The organism is Chelatococcus sp. HY11, assembly GCF_018398335.1.
Classification (GTDB): domain Bacteria; phylum Pseudomonadota; class Alphaproteobacteria; order Rhizobiales; family Beijerinckiaceae; genus Chelatococcus.
Window position 1 is genome coordinate 122,931 of the sequence record NZ_JAHBRX010000003.1, and the last position, 15,526, is coordinate 138,456.

11 protein-coding genes and 2 pseudogenes are annotated in these 15,526 nt (G+C 58.2%); 7 read left to right on the forward strand and 6 right to left on the reverse strand.

The window, feature by feature from the left end; all coding sequences use genetic code 11:
- Positions 1-115: 115 nt before the first annotated feature.
- Positions 116-421, reverse strand: a complete 306-nt coding sequence (locus KIO74_RS30205) for a hypothetical protein (protein WP_213339511.1) — start codon at positions 419-421, stop codon at positions 116-118.
- Between the two features lie 468 nt (positions 422-889).
- On the opposite strand from KIO74_RS30205, the pseudogene KIO74_RS30210 reads away from it, so the two are divergent.
- Positions 890-1,328: pseudogene (locus KIO74_RS30210) on the forward strand (IS5 family transposase); the annotation flags it as partial.
- Positions 1,329-1,628: 300 nt separating this feature from the next.
- Here the strand turns inward: KIO74_RS30210 and KIO74_RS30220 are convergent.
- Positions 1,629-1,832: a hypothetical protein gene (locus tag KIO74_RS30220; protein ID WP_213339512.1), complete on the reverse strand. Its 204-nt coding sequence runs from the start codon at positions 1,830-1,832 to the stop codon at positions 1,629-1,631.
- A 1,470-nt stretch (positions 1,833-3,302) separates the two neighbouring features.
- Between KIO74_RS30220 and KIO74_RS30225 the strand changes: the two genes are divergently transcribed.
- The 3 genes from KIO74_RS30225 (at position 3,303) to KIO74_RS30235 (ending at position 6,452) form a co-directional block, all read left to right on the forward strand.
- A protein-coding gene (locus KIO74_RS30225; RefSeq protein ID WP_213339513.1) for an IS3 family transposase occupies positions 3,303-4,516 on the forward strand; the annotation gives its coding sequence in 2 pieces (ribosomal slippage) (positions 3,303-3,636 and positions 3,636-4,516; 1,215 coding nt in all).
- 389 nt (positions 4,517-4,905) lie between these two features.
- Positions 4,906-5,415, forward strand: coding sequence for a CYTH domain-containing protein (locus KIO74_RS30230; RefSeq protein WP_213339514.1), 510 nt, complete (start codon positions 4,906-4,908; stop codon positions 5,413-5,415).
- Positions 5,416-5,753: 338 nt separating this feature from the next.
- A complete protein-coding gene (locus KIO74_RS30235; protein WP_213339515.1) occupies positions 5,754-6,452 on the forward strand; it encodes an IS6 family transposase in 699 nt (232 codons plus the stop codon).
- 402 nt (positions 6,453-6,854) lie between these two features.
- On the opposite strand, the gene KIO74_RS30240 is transcribed toward KIO74_RS30235, so the two are convergent.
- Positions 6,855-7,151 (reverse strand): hypothetical protein, encoded by a 297-nt coding sequence (locus KIO74_RS30240; RefSeq protein ID WP_213339516.1) that lies wholly within the window; start codon positions 7,149-7,151, stop codon positions 6,855-6,857.
- A 765-nt stretch (positions 7,152-7,916) separates the two neighbouring features.
- On the opposite strand from KIO74_RS30240, the gene KIO74_RS30245 reads away from it, so the two are divergent.
- Positions 7,917-9,044 (forward strand): helix-turn-helix transcriptional regulator, encoded by a 1,128-nt coding sequence (locus KIO74_RS30245; protein WP_213339517.1) that lies wholly within the window; start codon positions 7,917-7,919, stop codon positions 9,042-9,044.
- A gap of 9 nt (positions 9,045-9,053) precedes the next feature.
- On the opposite strand, the gene KIO74_RS30250 is transcribed toward KIO74_RS30245, so the two are convergent.
- Together KIO74_RS30250 and KIO74_RS30255 are read right to left on the reverse strand one after the other, a co-directional pair.
- Positions 9,054-10,640: a cadherin-like domain-containing protein gene (locus KIO74_RS30250; protein ID WP_213339518.1), complete on the reverse strand. Its 1,587-nt coding sequence runs from the start codon at positions 10,638-10,640 to the stop codon at positions 9,054-9,056.
- A gap of 194 nt (positions 10,641-10,834) precedes the next feature.
- Positions 10,835-11,485, reverse strand: coding sequence for a reverse transcriptase domain-containing protein (locus tag KIO74_RS30255; RefSeq protein ID WP_249731661.1), 651 nt, complete (start codon positions 11,483-11,485; stop codon positions 10,835-10,837).
- A 144-nt stretch (positions 11,486-11,629) separates the two neighbouring features.
- On the opposite strand from KIO74_RS30255, the gene istA reads away from it, so the two are divergent.
- Positions 11,630-13,135 (forward strand): IS21 family transposase, encoded by a 1,506-nt coding sequence (gene istA, locus KIO74_RS30260; RefSeq protein WP_502762140.1) that lies wholly within the window; start codon positions 11,630-11,632, stop codon positions 13,133-13,135.
- On the forward strand, positions 13,132-13,989 hold the full coding sequence (gene istB / locus KIO74_RS30265) for an IS21-like element helper ATPase IstB (protein WP_213339522.1): 858 nt from the start codon (positions 13,132-13,134) through the stop codon (positions 13,987-13,989). Before istA ends, istB begins: the two co-directional genes overlap by 4 nt.
- 821 nt (positions 13,990-14,810) lie before the next feature.
- Here istB and KIO74_RS32065 read toward each other — a convergent pair.
- Positions 14,811-15,517, reverse strand: a pseudogene (locus tag KIO74_RS32065) (IS3 family transposase); the annotation flags it as partial.
- Positions 15,518-15,526: the final 9 nt, after the last annotated feature.

Sequence of the window (15,526 nt, forward strand, 5' to 3'; positions counted from 1 at the left end):
TTCCACCATTGTTGCTGGGGTCCTGGTGATTGCAACCGGCAAGGCAGAGTTGTTGAAGGGGAACGGTATGATCTTAGCGGTCACTGCCGAGAATGCCCATTTGCCCAAAGCCAACCTAGTGGCTCAGTGACCGCCTTGCACTATCAATCAGTCTGGATTGAGTTTCGAAATCGTCGATCTGCCGTCGCAGACTGGCCAATAGCGGTCGTACGTCGTCGTCTCCGCAATCGAACGGATCTATGTCGCGCAGTCGAGCCTCGACGCGAGCGATCTGAACCGCTGCGCTATCCTTGAGGCTCCACAGTTCGGCAAGCCGCATCGCGACATTTGGATCGCCGACATAGGCGACAAGCCTCAAGCCCATCTCAAGCTCGATTTCGATATTGGCGCCTTCAGCACGCACGAGCGGAAAATCCCCCATAACCCCTCCCCCATTTCACGAAGCGACGCACATCGTGCGTGTCTGCCCTCCAGGTTAACAGGACCCGTTCCTACCAGAATGTTCAGGTTCTAGCGAACGTTAACTATTTTGGCAAATGTGAGAATAGGTTTGCTGGGAAGCTTTTCCAAGAGCGAGGGAACAGGCCATTTGAAAACTGTCGCATTCTGCGCTCCGGAAACTCGCGATTAGAACCTGGAGTAATGCCGGCCTCGTCAGCCCCACCCTTGTGCCCAACTGGCGGGGCTGCCCAGTCCCTCTCGCAGACTCTAAGCACAAGGGGTTTCGCCACTCCCAAGCTGAAGATCCGGCGGATCTCTGAGCCACATCTTGTTGAGCGATGCGAGGACATGAAAAACCATACAATTGGCAGCCTTTTTGAGAAAGGTTGATCGATTTTGGCTGTCGTGATTTACGCTTTTGATGTAGACTCGAAAGGGTCGTGGTCGGATGGCCGACATTCAGCAAGAAGCTGAGGCGCTACCCGACTGATCTGACCGACGAGGAATGGTCGTTGATTGAACCGTTCATGCCGCCTGCCGCGCCGCGTGGACGGCCGCGAAGGATCGATCTACGCGAGGTGGTGAACGCGCTTCGCTATCTGGTGCGTACAGGCTGCGGATGGGAGATGCTTCCGAACGATTTTCCGCCATGGCAGACGGTGTATTGGTGGTTTCGCGCCCTCATGCGCCGCTTGCTGTTCAGCACCATCCACGACATGGCGCTGATGCTTGATCGTGAACGTGCCGGTCGCCATGCTAGCCCTTCGGCGGCGGTAATCGACAGCCAGTCGGTCAAGGCCCCCGCTGCAAAAAGCCATGGTTTTGACGCCAACAAGAAGATCGTCGGCCGCAAACGTGACATCGCCGTGGACACGGATGATCGAGTGCAGGACGCCAAATCCGGCGGAATCGGTCCACCATAGAGCTCGGCGCGACCTCCATAGCCGGCCGAGGGTCAAGTTCAGAGAGAAGTGATCTAATCAGCACCAACCTCAATGGCGGGGTGGCGCACTTCCACCCGCGAGCCATTGTAGAAACATCCGATGGGCCCCCTCGCAGCCTAATTGCTTTCGCAAGTGACGCGTTGCTTATGTGCTCCGACCGGCGGCGGCGGCAGCTTTGGTGAAGCGATCGTCCGTGTCCACTGTGGTGGCTTGCCAACCCGTGGCGGTCTCAGTTGGCACTTCTCAACGCGAAACCGCTTCAAATCGAAAGCGTCCACGTTGCCTTCTCACGCGAACAGCTTCGATTATCTTGCCGGAGTTAGGATCCACAACACGCCATTCGTCAGGCGCTGTCTGCTCCAAGGTCACCTTGAGGCTAGGGTAGTAAAAATTTATACCTTGGAGAAGCGCATCGAGCGTCGGCGCAGATGCCAGAAGTTCTGTCATCACGGATCGTATCTCGCAGTCGCATTGTTTGCGGCAAAAAAAAATCAGTCAAAAATTTCAGAAGTATGTCGACTGACGTAACTTGGAACTGTTCATATCGGCACGATGTCCCGGTTTCGCCCCCGAACGCGGATCAATGTGGCGGGCCATGATTTTGTTCGTTCTTACGTACCCGGCTCGCGAGACCAGGCCTTTCCGCCTGCGAAAGTCGATAACTATGACCAGGAATTTTGCTTGCCTGCGCCAAGGGACGCCCTGGTGCGCTGTGGTTTCGCAAAGAAAAAGGGCTGGCTTTCCAATGAGAGCCAGCCTAAGTCAAAATGCTTGACCGAAGTCGAAACATTCCAGAGGGGAACGGCCAAAAACAAACCCCACGCCGGGAGGGCGCGGAGCCCAACATCTTCAGCCATCGGCTGATATGACGCCTGCATCGTCATTGTGCAACGCAGCATGAATCATGGCAGCTCTGCGCGATACGCAATGCACCTTATACAGCATCAAGTTACCTGTCTCATTTGCCTCTCTCTTGAGGCAAGCCTTAGTTTTCCACGGGTGTCCTAGTGGATGTGATGTTTAAACGTCAGTGGACCGCCAGGCTTTCCCCCACGGCGAGTTTGAGTATCGATCAACCGTCGACATGAAGCCCGAAGATCAGCTTCCTCTCGAGTTATGTGCAGGGCTTCGGTTTCCTCAAGGCCTTCGAACCCGGTCCACGCAGGCGTCAGCGATCTGACGTCAATCGCTCCGAGAAAGGGATTCTCGGCCAACCTTTTGGGCATTGGCAATAAACTGTGCGATGTCCTCGCGAACCGCGGTGCGATAGGCCTGTTTAGGATCATCTCGCATACTCGTCCCCATGGCGCGCCGGGTTGGAAAGCGAGGAACAACTTTCTCGAAGATGGTGGCGCGGTCGTGACAATCTTGCACCGGATCAAGGCAAAAGCGGCGCTCTATGGGATTGACGCCCCCTGCGAGCGTGCAAGCAATGTTGTCTGAAGCGCGCAGGACACTTCACAGGATATGGATTTTGGTCTTGAGTCCGTCCGTGATCGACCATGACAACGATCTGCATCCGTTTTTGCCGTCATTGGGTAGCACCGGCCTGATCATGCGTCATTCAAAGTCGGTTGGGTTCATCTCAGCTTATTTTGAGCCTGAACCAGATTGAAAGCCGGGTGTCTGGAAACGCCCCCTGTTCGCCGCTCGTCCATCATTTTGGGGCGTGTCCGCAAACGGTCTTTGGCGGTGTGCTGCGACCCGTGACGAAACCGCAAGATCGGTCGAGCGCTTAATGGCTGCGGGCGCCTTGTGTGGCCACGGATGCAGCTGGTGCTGGACCACAGAGACCGGCATCTCGATGACGATCTGGACTTGGACGCATTGAGCAGCGGCATCGCTGAACTGCCCCCCGTTTAGACCGGACACCTGGCGTAAGCAGGAAGGCTCAAGGATATCCTTGAGGACAGGCTTATGTCGGAGGACTATCAGCGCATCGAGGTGATCACGGGCACGGCCCGCCGGCGGCATTGGTCGACGGAGGCGAAGCTGCGGATCATCGAGGAGAGTTTCGAGCCGGGCGAGACGGTGTCGTCGGTTGCGAGGCGCAGCGGCGTGGCGCCCAATCTTCTGTATCGTTGGCGCCGCCTGTTGAGCGAGGGAGGTGCGGCAGCCGTGGATTCGGACGAACCCGTTGTCGGCAGTTCGGAAGTGCGCCGGCTCGAAGAGCGTGTGCGTGACCTGGAGCGGCTGCTCGGCCGCAAGACGATGGAGAACGAGATCCTCCGCGAGGCGCTCGCCAAATCGCAGACAAAAAAACCGACCTTGCGGCCGCTGTCGTTGCCGAAGGGAGGTTCCCGGTGAAGCGTGTCGCCGAGGCGCTCGGCGTGGCGCGCTCCAACCTCATCGATCGGCACGGGGGCAGGACCAGGCCGCGCGGCGCCTACCGCAAGGCTGACGACGAGGGCTTGCTGCCGCTCATTCGTCGCCATGTCGATGCGCGGCCGACCTATGGCTACCGCCGCATCACGGCTCTGGTGAACCGGGAGCTGGCGGGAATGGGCATGCCCATCGTCAACCGCAAGCGGGTGCATCGGATCATGCAGCAGGCATCCCTGCTTCTCGATCCCCATACCGGACGGCGCGAGGGCCGTGTCCATGACGGCAAGGTGATGGTCATGCGCTCCAACCTGCGCTGGTGTTCTGATGGGCTGGAGTTCGCCTGCTGGAACGGCGAGATCATTCGCATGGCCTTCATCATCGACGCCTTCGATCGCGAGATCATCGCCTGGACCGCGGTGAGCGGCGCCGGTATCAGCGGCTCGGACGTGCGCGACATGATGCTGGACGCCGTCGAGAAGCGCTTCGGCTCCGTCCGTGCGCCGCATCCGGTCGAGCATCTCTCCGACAATGGCAGCCCCTACACCGCCAGGGAGACACGCGACTTTGCGACCGCCCTGAACCTCGTGCCCTGCTTCACCCCGGTGAAGAGCCCGGAGTCGAACGGCATGTCAGAGGCCTTCGTCAAAACCTTCAAGCGCGACTACCTGCGCATATCACCCTTGCCGGACGCACCATCCGCGCTCCGGCAGATCGCCGGATGGATCGAGGACTACAACGAGATCCATCCTCATTCAGCGCTCCGCATGCGCTCCCCACGGGAGTTCATCAGGGCTCAAACCCAATAGCCGGATGTCCGGCCAAACGGGGGGCACTCCAATCGCCTTATTCGAAAATCATTTCCATCGGCAGTTTATCGCGACTGACTTCTGGCCAGCGGAGAGGAAGCATGCGACTTCCTGATCTATTGCCAGGGGGTGGGCCTCGTTCCGGAGGTGCGGAAGCATGGGGCGATCGCGGGAATTTTTTTGCCGCTGAAATAGCTCGCTCCGACGGCGGCCTTTCTCTGCTGATCGCAAGAACTGGACGGGCCGCTATCCACGCAACCTTGGTCTCTTGGGGGGTCACGGCGTAGCCGGGCGCGGTCGGCCATGCAGACGCGAGGCTGTTAGTCAGCTTGTCATTTGAACAAGCTAAAGTTCAGTTTGTTATGTACCAGTTGCAGGTGACGCCAACGATGCCGAAAGAGATCGAACGCAAGTTCCTTCTTGCGAACGACAGCTGGAGGGAGGCCGTTTCTCGCTCCATCCGGCTGCGTGATGGAATTCTAGCCTTTTATGACGGGCGCAAAATCCGCATCCGCTTCTACAATGAAAAAGCGACACTGACTGTGAAAGGCCCGCGTAGGGGATTGGTCAGGGACGAGTTCGAATATGAAATACCGGCGTCCGATGGCTTGATCCTGCTGGAGCAACACTGCAAAGGCGACGTTCTCGAGAAAACGCGCCATCATATCATCTTCGGTGAGCGCGAATGGGTCGTCGACGAATATCACGGCCTCTTGGAGGGGGTGATCCTTGCTGAAGTCGAGCTGCCAAGCGAGGAAGCCTGTCTTGTCCTTCCCGATTGGGTGGCCAAGGAAGTCACGCAGCTTGAGAAATATCGCAAGGTCAACTTGGTGAAGGCACGAAAGCGCAAAGTCGCAGACGCCGTTCGTCGTGCCGGAAAGGTGCATCAGCCAAAATAAGCGGCCCAAAGATCTGAACACCGCCTAAGGCAAAGAAGAACGCGCCCGAAAAGGCCTGTTTCTCGACTCTCGGATTCATTTCTTATCCGCTCGGCCGCAACATCACCTATCCCCGGACGATCCGGGTCGACAACGTCCTATGTCGCGAAGCAGCTTTGGGCTTTGGCCAACAGGTCTCAACGCGCCGGCAGATCGCCTGATCCAGATGGTTTCCACCGTCAACGGGATCGCTCCCAGCCATAGCAAACACAGGATCCAGCGGCATCGACGCGGGTTGTGTCGCAAACTTTTCATCAATGGGAAAGTGGCATGGAGGCGATCCAATCGGGATCATCGTGATGTTCAAAGGCCGCCACTTCGATCAGTCTGTCATCCTGCTATGCGTGCGCCGGTATCTGGCTTACAATTTGAGCCTGCGCGATCTGGAGGAGATGATGGCTGAGCGCGGCGTCTGTGTGGATCACGCGACCATTAATCGCTGGGTCAGGCGCTTCTCGCCAATGCTGCTGGAACGCTTCAACCGCCGCAAGCGCGCTGTATCCGGCAAATGGCATATGGACGAAACCTACATCAAGGTCCGCGGTCAGTGGATGTACATCTATCGCGCCATCGACAGTGTCGGCGATACGGTGGAGTTCCTGCTGCGCGAGCAACGCGATCTGCTGGCGGCCGAGCGCTTTCTGCGCAAAGCACTGCACCGGCATGGTCGGCCCGACTGCATTGTTATCGACGGCAGCCAAACCAATCAGGAAGCTATCATCGCCTGTGACAGCGAAAGCCGGTTACGGGATCGAACGGCCAGAGCCCTGAAGCCGATCCGAATACGCCGCAGCCAATATCGCAACAACCGGATCGCGCAGGATCACCGGCGCATCAAGCGCCGGGTCAGACCGATGATGGGGTTCAAGGCGTTCTCATCAGCTGAGGCTACATTGGCCGGCCTCGAGATGGTTCATATGATGCGCAAGCATCAGGGACGTTTTGCCTTCAACCCGAGGCCAACCCTGAAGACGCAATTCGAGGCAATCGCCGCCTGAAAGCCGTTAAGACAATGCAGTCTTTAAACGATCTCAGAATTTGCGACACAACCGGTTCGTGATGGCTGCGCTCGAATGATCATAGCCGGTGGTCATGAGCCTCGAAATCAGACGATCAAGGATTTCCTTGATGTCTTGGCCTCGCACCAGCCGGCTGAAGGCTGGGCTGTCGGCTACCACCTCGCCCGTCAATGATGGCGACATGAGCTATTATCTGGCCGGTATCGGGGCGCATGAACACACTCCACGGATCCGCGATCGATCTCCGCGCTAATGCCGGCCTGGAACACCGCTGCCTCAGCTCGATAAAGCTTTGCGAGCGCCCGATCTGGCAGAGGCGTGGAAGGGAATGGTGTGATCTTGGCGTCCATGGCGAGAACCTGCCACAGCAGGAAACTGGCTTCAACAAAGGTGTTGCGTCTGGTCTGCCTCCAGGGACACTTCGAGCTCGCCGATTTGGTGACGAAGCCCACGGAGGAGCTCGATGTGTCCCCCGTCCACCGATGTTCGGGGATCTATTTCTCGCAGATGCTTCTCCAAAAGAGCGATACGAACGGCCAAGCTGTCCTTTACGCTCCACAGCTCCTCAAGCAAGGCCGCAACATTCGAATCGCCGACGTAAGCTGAAAGCTTAAAGCCCCGTTCAAGCTCGATCTCTATCTGCGCGCCATTAGCGCGCACATTCGGATAGTCCCCCATATCTCGCCCCCACCTACCGGTCGATGCCACAAACTGTGCCTTGACCCTCGTCGAACACGGCACCGCTTAAGCCAATTACAGTGGTTCTAGTGAACGTAACTAATTTCGCAAACTGGAATTTCCTCCGACAGCTCCCATACTTGACCTAGACATTCCCCGCGCCGTACTTTACGAAAAGCGTCGATCTCTGAGCCGACGGCTAGAAACCCTGATTCATTTCCCGACCCGCCAGGGCGTTCCCCCGCTCGGTGGGTTTCGTTTGTGCAATGATTTTGCAGTGGGAGGCCACCAGAGCCACCATGAGATTGCGTGCGGCAATCTCTGGCGTCGCTCCCCTTCCTTCAAGGGTCCGCCCGTCTGCGAGTGGAGAGGTGTATTCAGGGACACTGCTAATAAAAACACTCCACCAGTGCCGCCCGCCTGTCTCAGGAGCTTGCTAATTTCAGCATGGTAGGCTCGCTTGTGATTCGATGGCGGGATGAAGTTTTGCTCCATACTTGCACGGAGAAGTGTTTGAGTTCTCTCGCCGGCAGTCGCGGGAGCTGCTATTTGTTCCTTCTTTGGCCTCACGAACTTTCTCCCCCATTTCATTGCTGAGACTGAGATTTCGCGCTTTAGCTGAACGGATCTATTCTATTCGCCCCAACCCTGTGTGCCGCTCGGCGACGGGCGATTCTCTAGGCATCTTATCCGTCCGCTGTGCTTCTGCCGATCGTGTGTTAAAATAAGATCCAGACGAATGGCGCAGCTGGGGGGAAGGCTGCAATGACTAACAAGTTTTCGCGGCGCGTAGCCGAAATTGGGGAGCTTATCGACGAGGCGACATTCGACCCTAAAGGGTGGGACGACGCGCTCGATGCGATGCATCGCCTCATGCCCGAGACGCAAATTGTGCTTCATACACGAGATTCCTTGGCACCCGGCACTACACCGGTCCTACTTCGGGGCTGGGATATGACTCATATAGCGTCTTACACCCAGCACTATGCCGCACTGAATCCGTGGGTTCCCATAATGGCGGAGGCGCCATTAATGGTCCCCGTATGGACGGAAGACACATTGCCGTCGTCGTCATTCGAAAATACCGAGTTCTATACAGATTGGCTCCGTGGCGCTGGCAATGCGCTTAGCGCCACGGGCCTGAAGCTCTTTCAGGAGAGCGGTCGAAATGCCTCTATCGATCTTCATTATAGCATCCGGCACAACGAGGCTCATCACCGCGATGCGAGGAAGCTACTTTCCGCTATTGCGCCTCGTCTCCGTCGGTCGATAGCCGCAGCGCGTGTTTTTCACCCCACCGCTGCCCGCACAGACCTGCCTGGAGCTCTGACCGAAGCGGCCTTTCTCGTCGACACCAATTGCGTGGTTCGCGACCACAACGGCGCTGCGCAGCAGTTGCTTGAATCAGGAAGCACACTCTCATTGTCCCCTAAAGGGAGACTGCTCCTGAGCCCCTGTGGTTGGAACGAATGGCTGGAGGAACAAGTAGCTCGAGCCTGCGGAGCCAAGAAGTCCAAGCCTGTAACGTCTGCGCGACAACCGTCTGGCTCGTTCAATGTCATCGTTCTTCCCATTCGCGATCGGACTAGCAATTTCTCTGGGATAGCGTCACTCTTTCCTCCGACATTGTATGCACTAGTCATCTTCCAGCGTGCGGCCCACCGAATCGAAATGGTCGTAAAGGATAACGCAAGAAACCCCTACCGGCTAACGGCAGCAGAGCAGCGGTTGGTTTCTGCGCTATTGGATGGCCGATCCCTTAGCGAGGCGGCCGAACAATTTGGCATCACTCGCGAGACGGTCCGAACTCATCTCCGCTCGATCTTTCTGAAAACTGGCACACACCGGCAGGTTGAGCTTGTACGTCTATTAATGAAGGTGCCCTCGGAGTAGAGATAAACTTTAAGGCAGTGGCTGCGGCCATGGGAAATCCCAGCGATTTTGGTCGAGAACGAGATCTATTCCGTTTAGACTCATAGGCGTGTCGATTATTGTTATAAAGGCCTCTTCAGTACCATCTGTGATCCGGAAGACGGTGTCTGGCAAAGTTGGATCTCCTTTCGAGTAAGACCCGTAACTAAATAGCTCAATAGACATTTCCTCAGCGACGCGAATGGCATTGATAGCATCGTGGAATCCCGCAATATCTCTTACGTTCTCTGTGGAATTATAGTAATAAACATTCGTGGAGCGGAAATGACCGGAAACTGGCGAAGGATCAGGCCCATTGCCGTATATCAACTTGCCGGGCCCTAGTTGCAAGTCGATCGTGATTGTTGTTAAAGCTGAAGTGGCGCTACCATCGGTTGCGCGATATGTGAATGTTACTGGTCGTGAATGATAGCTATAGTCCTCATCATCGTACCAGTTTTTCCGATAGTCCTCGGGCGTGTAGACAAAGGAGCCGTCAGCTGCGAGCTCTAAAGTTCCTCGTGATGGCCCTTCCACCAACGCAGCTTGTAGGGCCGAGGGCCCGTCGCTATCGCTGTCATTACGCAAGACGCCATCAGCAACAGATACGATAAGTGGCTGACCGCCTTGGGCGGCATAGCTGTCCGCATTCGCGACTGGCATATCGTTCACGGGATCGACCGTGATTTGAATTGCGCCATGTGACGAATGGATCCCGTCAGTTACAATGTAGCCCGCGTGTACAATCCCGCTAAAATCAGCATCAGGCGTGAACGTCCATTGGCCATCGGAGGCCTGACTGAAGATGCCATGAGGGCTTGTGGGAGCGGTTGAGAACGTGATGACATCCCCGTCGGGGTCAATTGCCAGAAAGCCCAGGTCGATAGCTACGTCCTCGGGTGTATGGATGGTGAGCGTCTGAGCGATTGGAGCAGAATTAGCATCTTGGGTCAGAAACTCGGCACCTGCAATTGAGAAAGCCAGGCTGCCCTGCGCACTAAGCCTGATTTCGTCAAAGGATTCGTGGTGCGGGCTCGATATTACTATCCCATTTCCACTCACGGGGACGAGCTGTTCACCTACCTTGCTTCCAGCAAAGAGTAGCTCTGCCTTCACCAGTCCGCTGCCTTTCACATTGATGAAATCGAATTTTGCGGTATCGATCGTTTGGGTGCGGATGTTGGGGCTGAGCCCGTAGAGTTCGCTGCCGAGGCGAAACGTGAGTTGCTCACCTCCTTCGACGCTCACTGCTGATCCGTTACCCCCTCGTACTCCAAGACCGCCTGTCAGCAGCGCTGGCACCTGCACGCCGAATAGTCCACCGAGAAAGTCAAAAATCGGGGAAAGTTTTGTTGCCGCGCTGGTCGATAGCGGTCCAAGATAGGCGGCGCCTCCTTCTGCCGAGATGTCAAGAAAGTCCAGCGCCCCACCGGATCCCCGTGACGTGTCCACGCCGTCAGGCGCAATCTCATAGTCGCGCCCCAAAGCGCTTCCTGTCGCGCGGCTGTAGACCCATGTTTCGAGTCGAAACCCCGACATCACGTCGAGCTTTATGCGATAACCAGGTTGCGCGGTCATTTGCCTCTTCCCTAATAAATCCCAATAAAAGAGTGAGTAAGCGTTGAAGCGCACGCATCACCCAAACGGATTAGGGCTGTTGGTCGGACCACGGCGGGAGCTAATATCCTACCGGCGCTAGCTGGTTCACGCTGCGGATCGGTTAAGGAGGCTGTGTATACGCCATGCCATATTGACGAGCTAAATGGGGACGCTTAAGCTTCGAAGTGAGGCGAGGGTTTGAGCGCCCTGCCCGGCGACAGCACGCCGCCTTGCGGAACACCCTCGCTGGAAGCCGCAAACAAGCCACGGTCAACGTGACCCGCCTTGAGGATGCGCCAGAGAAGATCGACAAACCGTCCGTCCCGCACCCGCCGCCGTACGCATTGCAGAAGCAGCCGATGATGAACGGTGTCGAAGTAGCTCGCCAGATCACCTTCGATGATCCAGCGACCTCTCGTCGTGTCCGTGCCATCCTGAAGCTGCAACTTCACGGTGCGGACGGCATGATGCACGCTGCGTTCCGGCCGGAAGCCATAGGACAGGCGATGGAAGTCGCTCTCCCAGATCGGCTCCATGGCCATCAGCATGGCGCGCTGGACAATGCGGTCTGTCAGGGTCGGTATACCCAGTGGTCGTAGCTTGCCATTGGCTTTCGGGATATAGATCCGCTTGACCGGCTTCGGGCGATAGGTGCCCTTCAGCAGGCTTGTCCGCAAGTCGGCCAGATGGCGATCCAGTCCGGCCTGCATCCGTCGCTTGTCTATTCCGTCAATGCCCGGTGTCCGTGCGCCACTCGACGCCAGAACGATCCGGGCAGCCTCGGCGAGCTGTCGCGCGACGTTCAGGGTGAGAAAGCGCGACAAACAAGATGAATCCTGCGTTCCGGGATTGGGGAAGGGCGTAGCCCGTAGCCGATGCCGGAACGCAGGAGGCGCCTTTTGAAGGGTGCCTGTGATGGTCTGGCGGGCGCTATGCATTGGGTTTTCCTGGGAAGGAGGACCTGGCGTGTGGCGGGCCGACACATCAACGATCATCAGGTGAGACTTTTCATGACCCACAGACGTAACGATCCCGTCGCCCTGGCAGCGGCCAAGGCCGGTTTCAGCCCGGCGACCGGCTATCGGGTGCTGCAGGATGCGCGCCTGCCTTCCCAGCGACAGGCGCCGCGCGGCCGACGGCGCCCTGATCCGCTATCGGGCATTTTCGAGGAGGTTGTCGTGCCGATGCTGGAGGCCGCTCCCGGTCTTCGCTCTGTCGCGATCTTCGAGGAACTGCGCCGCCGGTACCCGGATACGGAGTTCGGCTCCCGACGAACCCTGGAGAGGCGTATTCGTGACTGGCGCGCTCTGAACGGCCAGGATCGGGAAGTCATCTTCAGGCAGGTTCATGAGCCGGGGCGGCTCGGCATGTCCGATTTTACGTGCATGAACGATCTGGAGGTCGCCATCGCCGGGGCACCGCTGGATCACTTGCTCTATCACTTCCGCCTGCCTTGCGGCGGCTTTGAACATGGGCACGTCATTCTGGGCGGCGAGAGTTTCGTCGCCCTGGCCGAAGGGCTGCAAAATGCGCTCTGGTCTGCCGGCGGAGCGCCCAGGCTCCACCGCACCGACAGCCTGTCGGCCGCCTTCCGCAATCTGGACGCCGATGCGAAGGCCGACCTGACCAGGCGCTATGACGCCCTCTGCGCCCATTATGGAATGGAGCCGACGCGCAACAACACAGGCATTGCCCACGAGAACGGTGCGATCGAGAGCGCCCACGGCCATATCAAGGCTGCAGTGAAGGACGCGCTGTTACTGCGCGGGACCACGGACTTCACCGACCTTGCCGCTTATCGCCGCTTCATCGACGAAGTCGTGACCGCAAGGAACCGGCGCCATGGTCCCGGCATCGATGCTGAGCGCAAGGCGCTGCAATCCCTCCCGAACGCGCGGACTACCGATTACGAGGAAGTCCTCGTGACAGTGACGTCCTCGGGCGGCTTCACCCTGCGCAAGGTGTTCTACACGGTCCCCTCGCGCCTGATCGGACATCGCCTGCGAGTGCGCCTTTACGACGACCGTCTCGATGTCTTCATCGGCGGCACAAGGCTCATGACCCTGCAGCGCGGCCGCGCCGGTGTGAACGGTAAGCACGGCCACGTTGTCGATTATCGCCATCTCATTCATTCCCTGCGCCGCAAGCCGATGGCGCTGCGGGGATTGGTCTATCGCGACAGCCTGTTCCCCCGCGCGCCCTACCGCCTCATGTTCGAGCACTTGCTGGAAGCTGTGGGCGAGAAAGAAGCCTGCCGGATCATGGTCGAACTTCTGGCCATGGCCCACGAGCGCGCCTGCGAGGCGGAGCTCGCCCATATCCTGGAGGAGGACCTGGCATTCCGCAGGATCCCATGCCTGTCGGCACTTCGGGCCCGCTTCAGCCCCGATCCCGCCACTTTGCCCGAAGTCGTGGTCGAGATGGTCTCGCTCTCGATCTACGACGGGCTGATCGAACAGGGAGAAGCGGCATGAGCACGGCTGCCATGATCGACGCACAGCGCCTGGGCCTGATGCTCAATGAACTGCGCTTGCCAACCATCAAGCATATCTGGGGAGATTTTGCAGCCCAGGCGGACAAGGAAGGATGGCCCGCGAGCCGGTTCCTTGCAGCTCTCGCCGAACACGAACTCGCCGAACGCGATCGCCGCCGGATCGGGCGTCATCTGGCTGAAGCCCACCTGCCGGCGGGCAAGACGTTGGACTGCTTCGCCTTCGAGGCCGTGCCGATGATCTCCAAGGCCCAGGTCATGGCCCTGTGCGCCGGCGATGGCTGGCTCGACCAGGGTTCCAATCTCATCCTGTTCGGCCCGCCAGGCGGCGGCAAAAGCCATCTCGCGGCGGCGATCGGCTTGGCATTGGTGGAAAATGGCTGGCGAGCACTGTTCACCCGCACCTCTGACCTCGTCCAGCGTCTGCAGGTCGCTCGCCGCGAACTGACGCTGGAATCCGCAATCGCCAAGCTCGACAAGTATCATCTGCTCATTCTCGACGACTTCGCCTACGTCTCACGCGACCAGGCTGAGACCTCCGTCCTCTTCGAACTGATCAGTGCCCGATACGAACGTAGATCCCTGCTCATCACCGCCAACCAACCCTTCGGCGAATGGAACCGCGTCTTCCCGGATCCGGCAATGACGCTCGCTGCGGTCGACAGGCTCGTGCATCACGCCACGATCTTCGAAATGAACGTCGAAAGTTATCGCCGGCGCACGGCTCAGGCCCGCCGCACCGGGGCTGGACGTCCTGCCGCCTACACCACTCCGAAAGTCCTCGAGACCATCCGCGACAATCAGGATGAGAACGAGGTCCTTGCCAGCGACAATTAAAATCGCCACTGAATGACGCGCCGCGACAATCACATTCTCATCCTGATTGACGCGCAATCCTCATCCTGTTTGTCGCGCTACAGCGAGCCATTCCTGATCGGCAATGAGCCGAAGAAGACGATCGAACCGCCGGTTCGGATCGCTTTCAGCCCATGTTGCGAGCTTGTGCTGCATTTCGCTGATTATCAAAGGTCTTCACCTCGTGTGGTCAGGTAATTTGCACTCCAAGCAGATTGAACTGCTCCCCTTCGCCATGTGACAGGCTTTCCCTGCCGCGGACTACTACGGGAACTCCGCCGGCATGATGGACATCAGGGTCAACTCCCTTGCGACGCAGAACATCGTGGGCATTCCATCATGCCTTCTCTCGTTCATATGCTGGACATTCCACGCACTGGGGAGGTTGCCGGTCGCAGTCCTTGTCCTTGCGTCCCGCAAGTCGATGCCGCTGCCATGGTCTGGCTATGTTCTCCCCATGGCTCCCTGCAGGCGACCTACATGTACGCCCACATTCGGATGCCGCCGACATACGTCTCCGGCGACCTCATCGGCATTTCGCCTGTTAAGCCGTGTAGGCGAAGGCGACATTTCAACCCTCGGATGCGGATTAACCGGTTCGTGTTCCTCAACCTTCCAGTGCTACAGCCTCGGGAACCATCTCGGCGTAACGGCTTCACCTCAATTCCCTTTACCTGCGGGCTACGTCACCCTGCCAGTTGACGGCAGGTCACCGCCGCTTGGGCTCATGCCCCCTCACAGCAGAGGGCAAGGCAGTCACGTTTCCTCCTTTCTCAATGCATTCCAGTCATATGCACCCCGGACCATCCGGGTCGAGGCGCACTGTAGGTGATGTCGGTGACCCATACTTTGTTAGGCGTGTCCACCGTGAACGCTTGTTGCAAACGGTTGGGCGCGAGGAGTGACGGGCGGCCGGCCAACGGCCGAGGCTTCCTGTAGCCGCGGACAGCCCGGATCTTGTGGCGCCGCATGAGCCGCTCGACACGATGCAGGCCGCAGGTCTCGCCCACTTCCCGCAGGTCGCCGAACACCCGGCGAGCTCCGTAAATCTCGTGGCTGGCCGCATGGGAGTGTCGAATGAGCTCCAGCAACCGGGCATCCTCGGTGTCACGGTCCGATACCGGAGCATGAAGCCATGCATAGAACCCGGCCCTGGCAACCCGCAGGACACGGCACATCAGCGTGACGGCATAGTCATGCCGATGCTCGTTCATGAAGCGGTACTTCACTCGGCTTGTCTGGCAAAGTACCGCGCGGCTTTTTTTAAAAGATCGCGCTCCTCTTCGACCCGACGCATCTCAGCGCGTAGGCGAAGGATCTCGCTTCTAGCTTCCAGAAGTTCCTTCGATTGCTGCTCGGATCTGTCGGGCGAAAGAGCCTTGACCCACTTGTACAGGCTGTGCGCCGACACACCCAGGCGCGACGCGACATCGGGCACGGAGTAACCCCGTTCGATGACTTGCCTGACCGCCTCCTCCTTAAACTCCGGTGCAAATCTCTGCGAACTCATGACCAACCT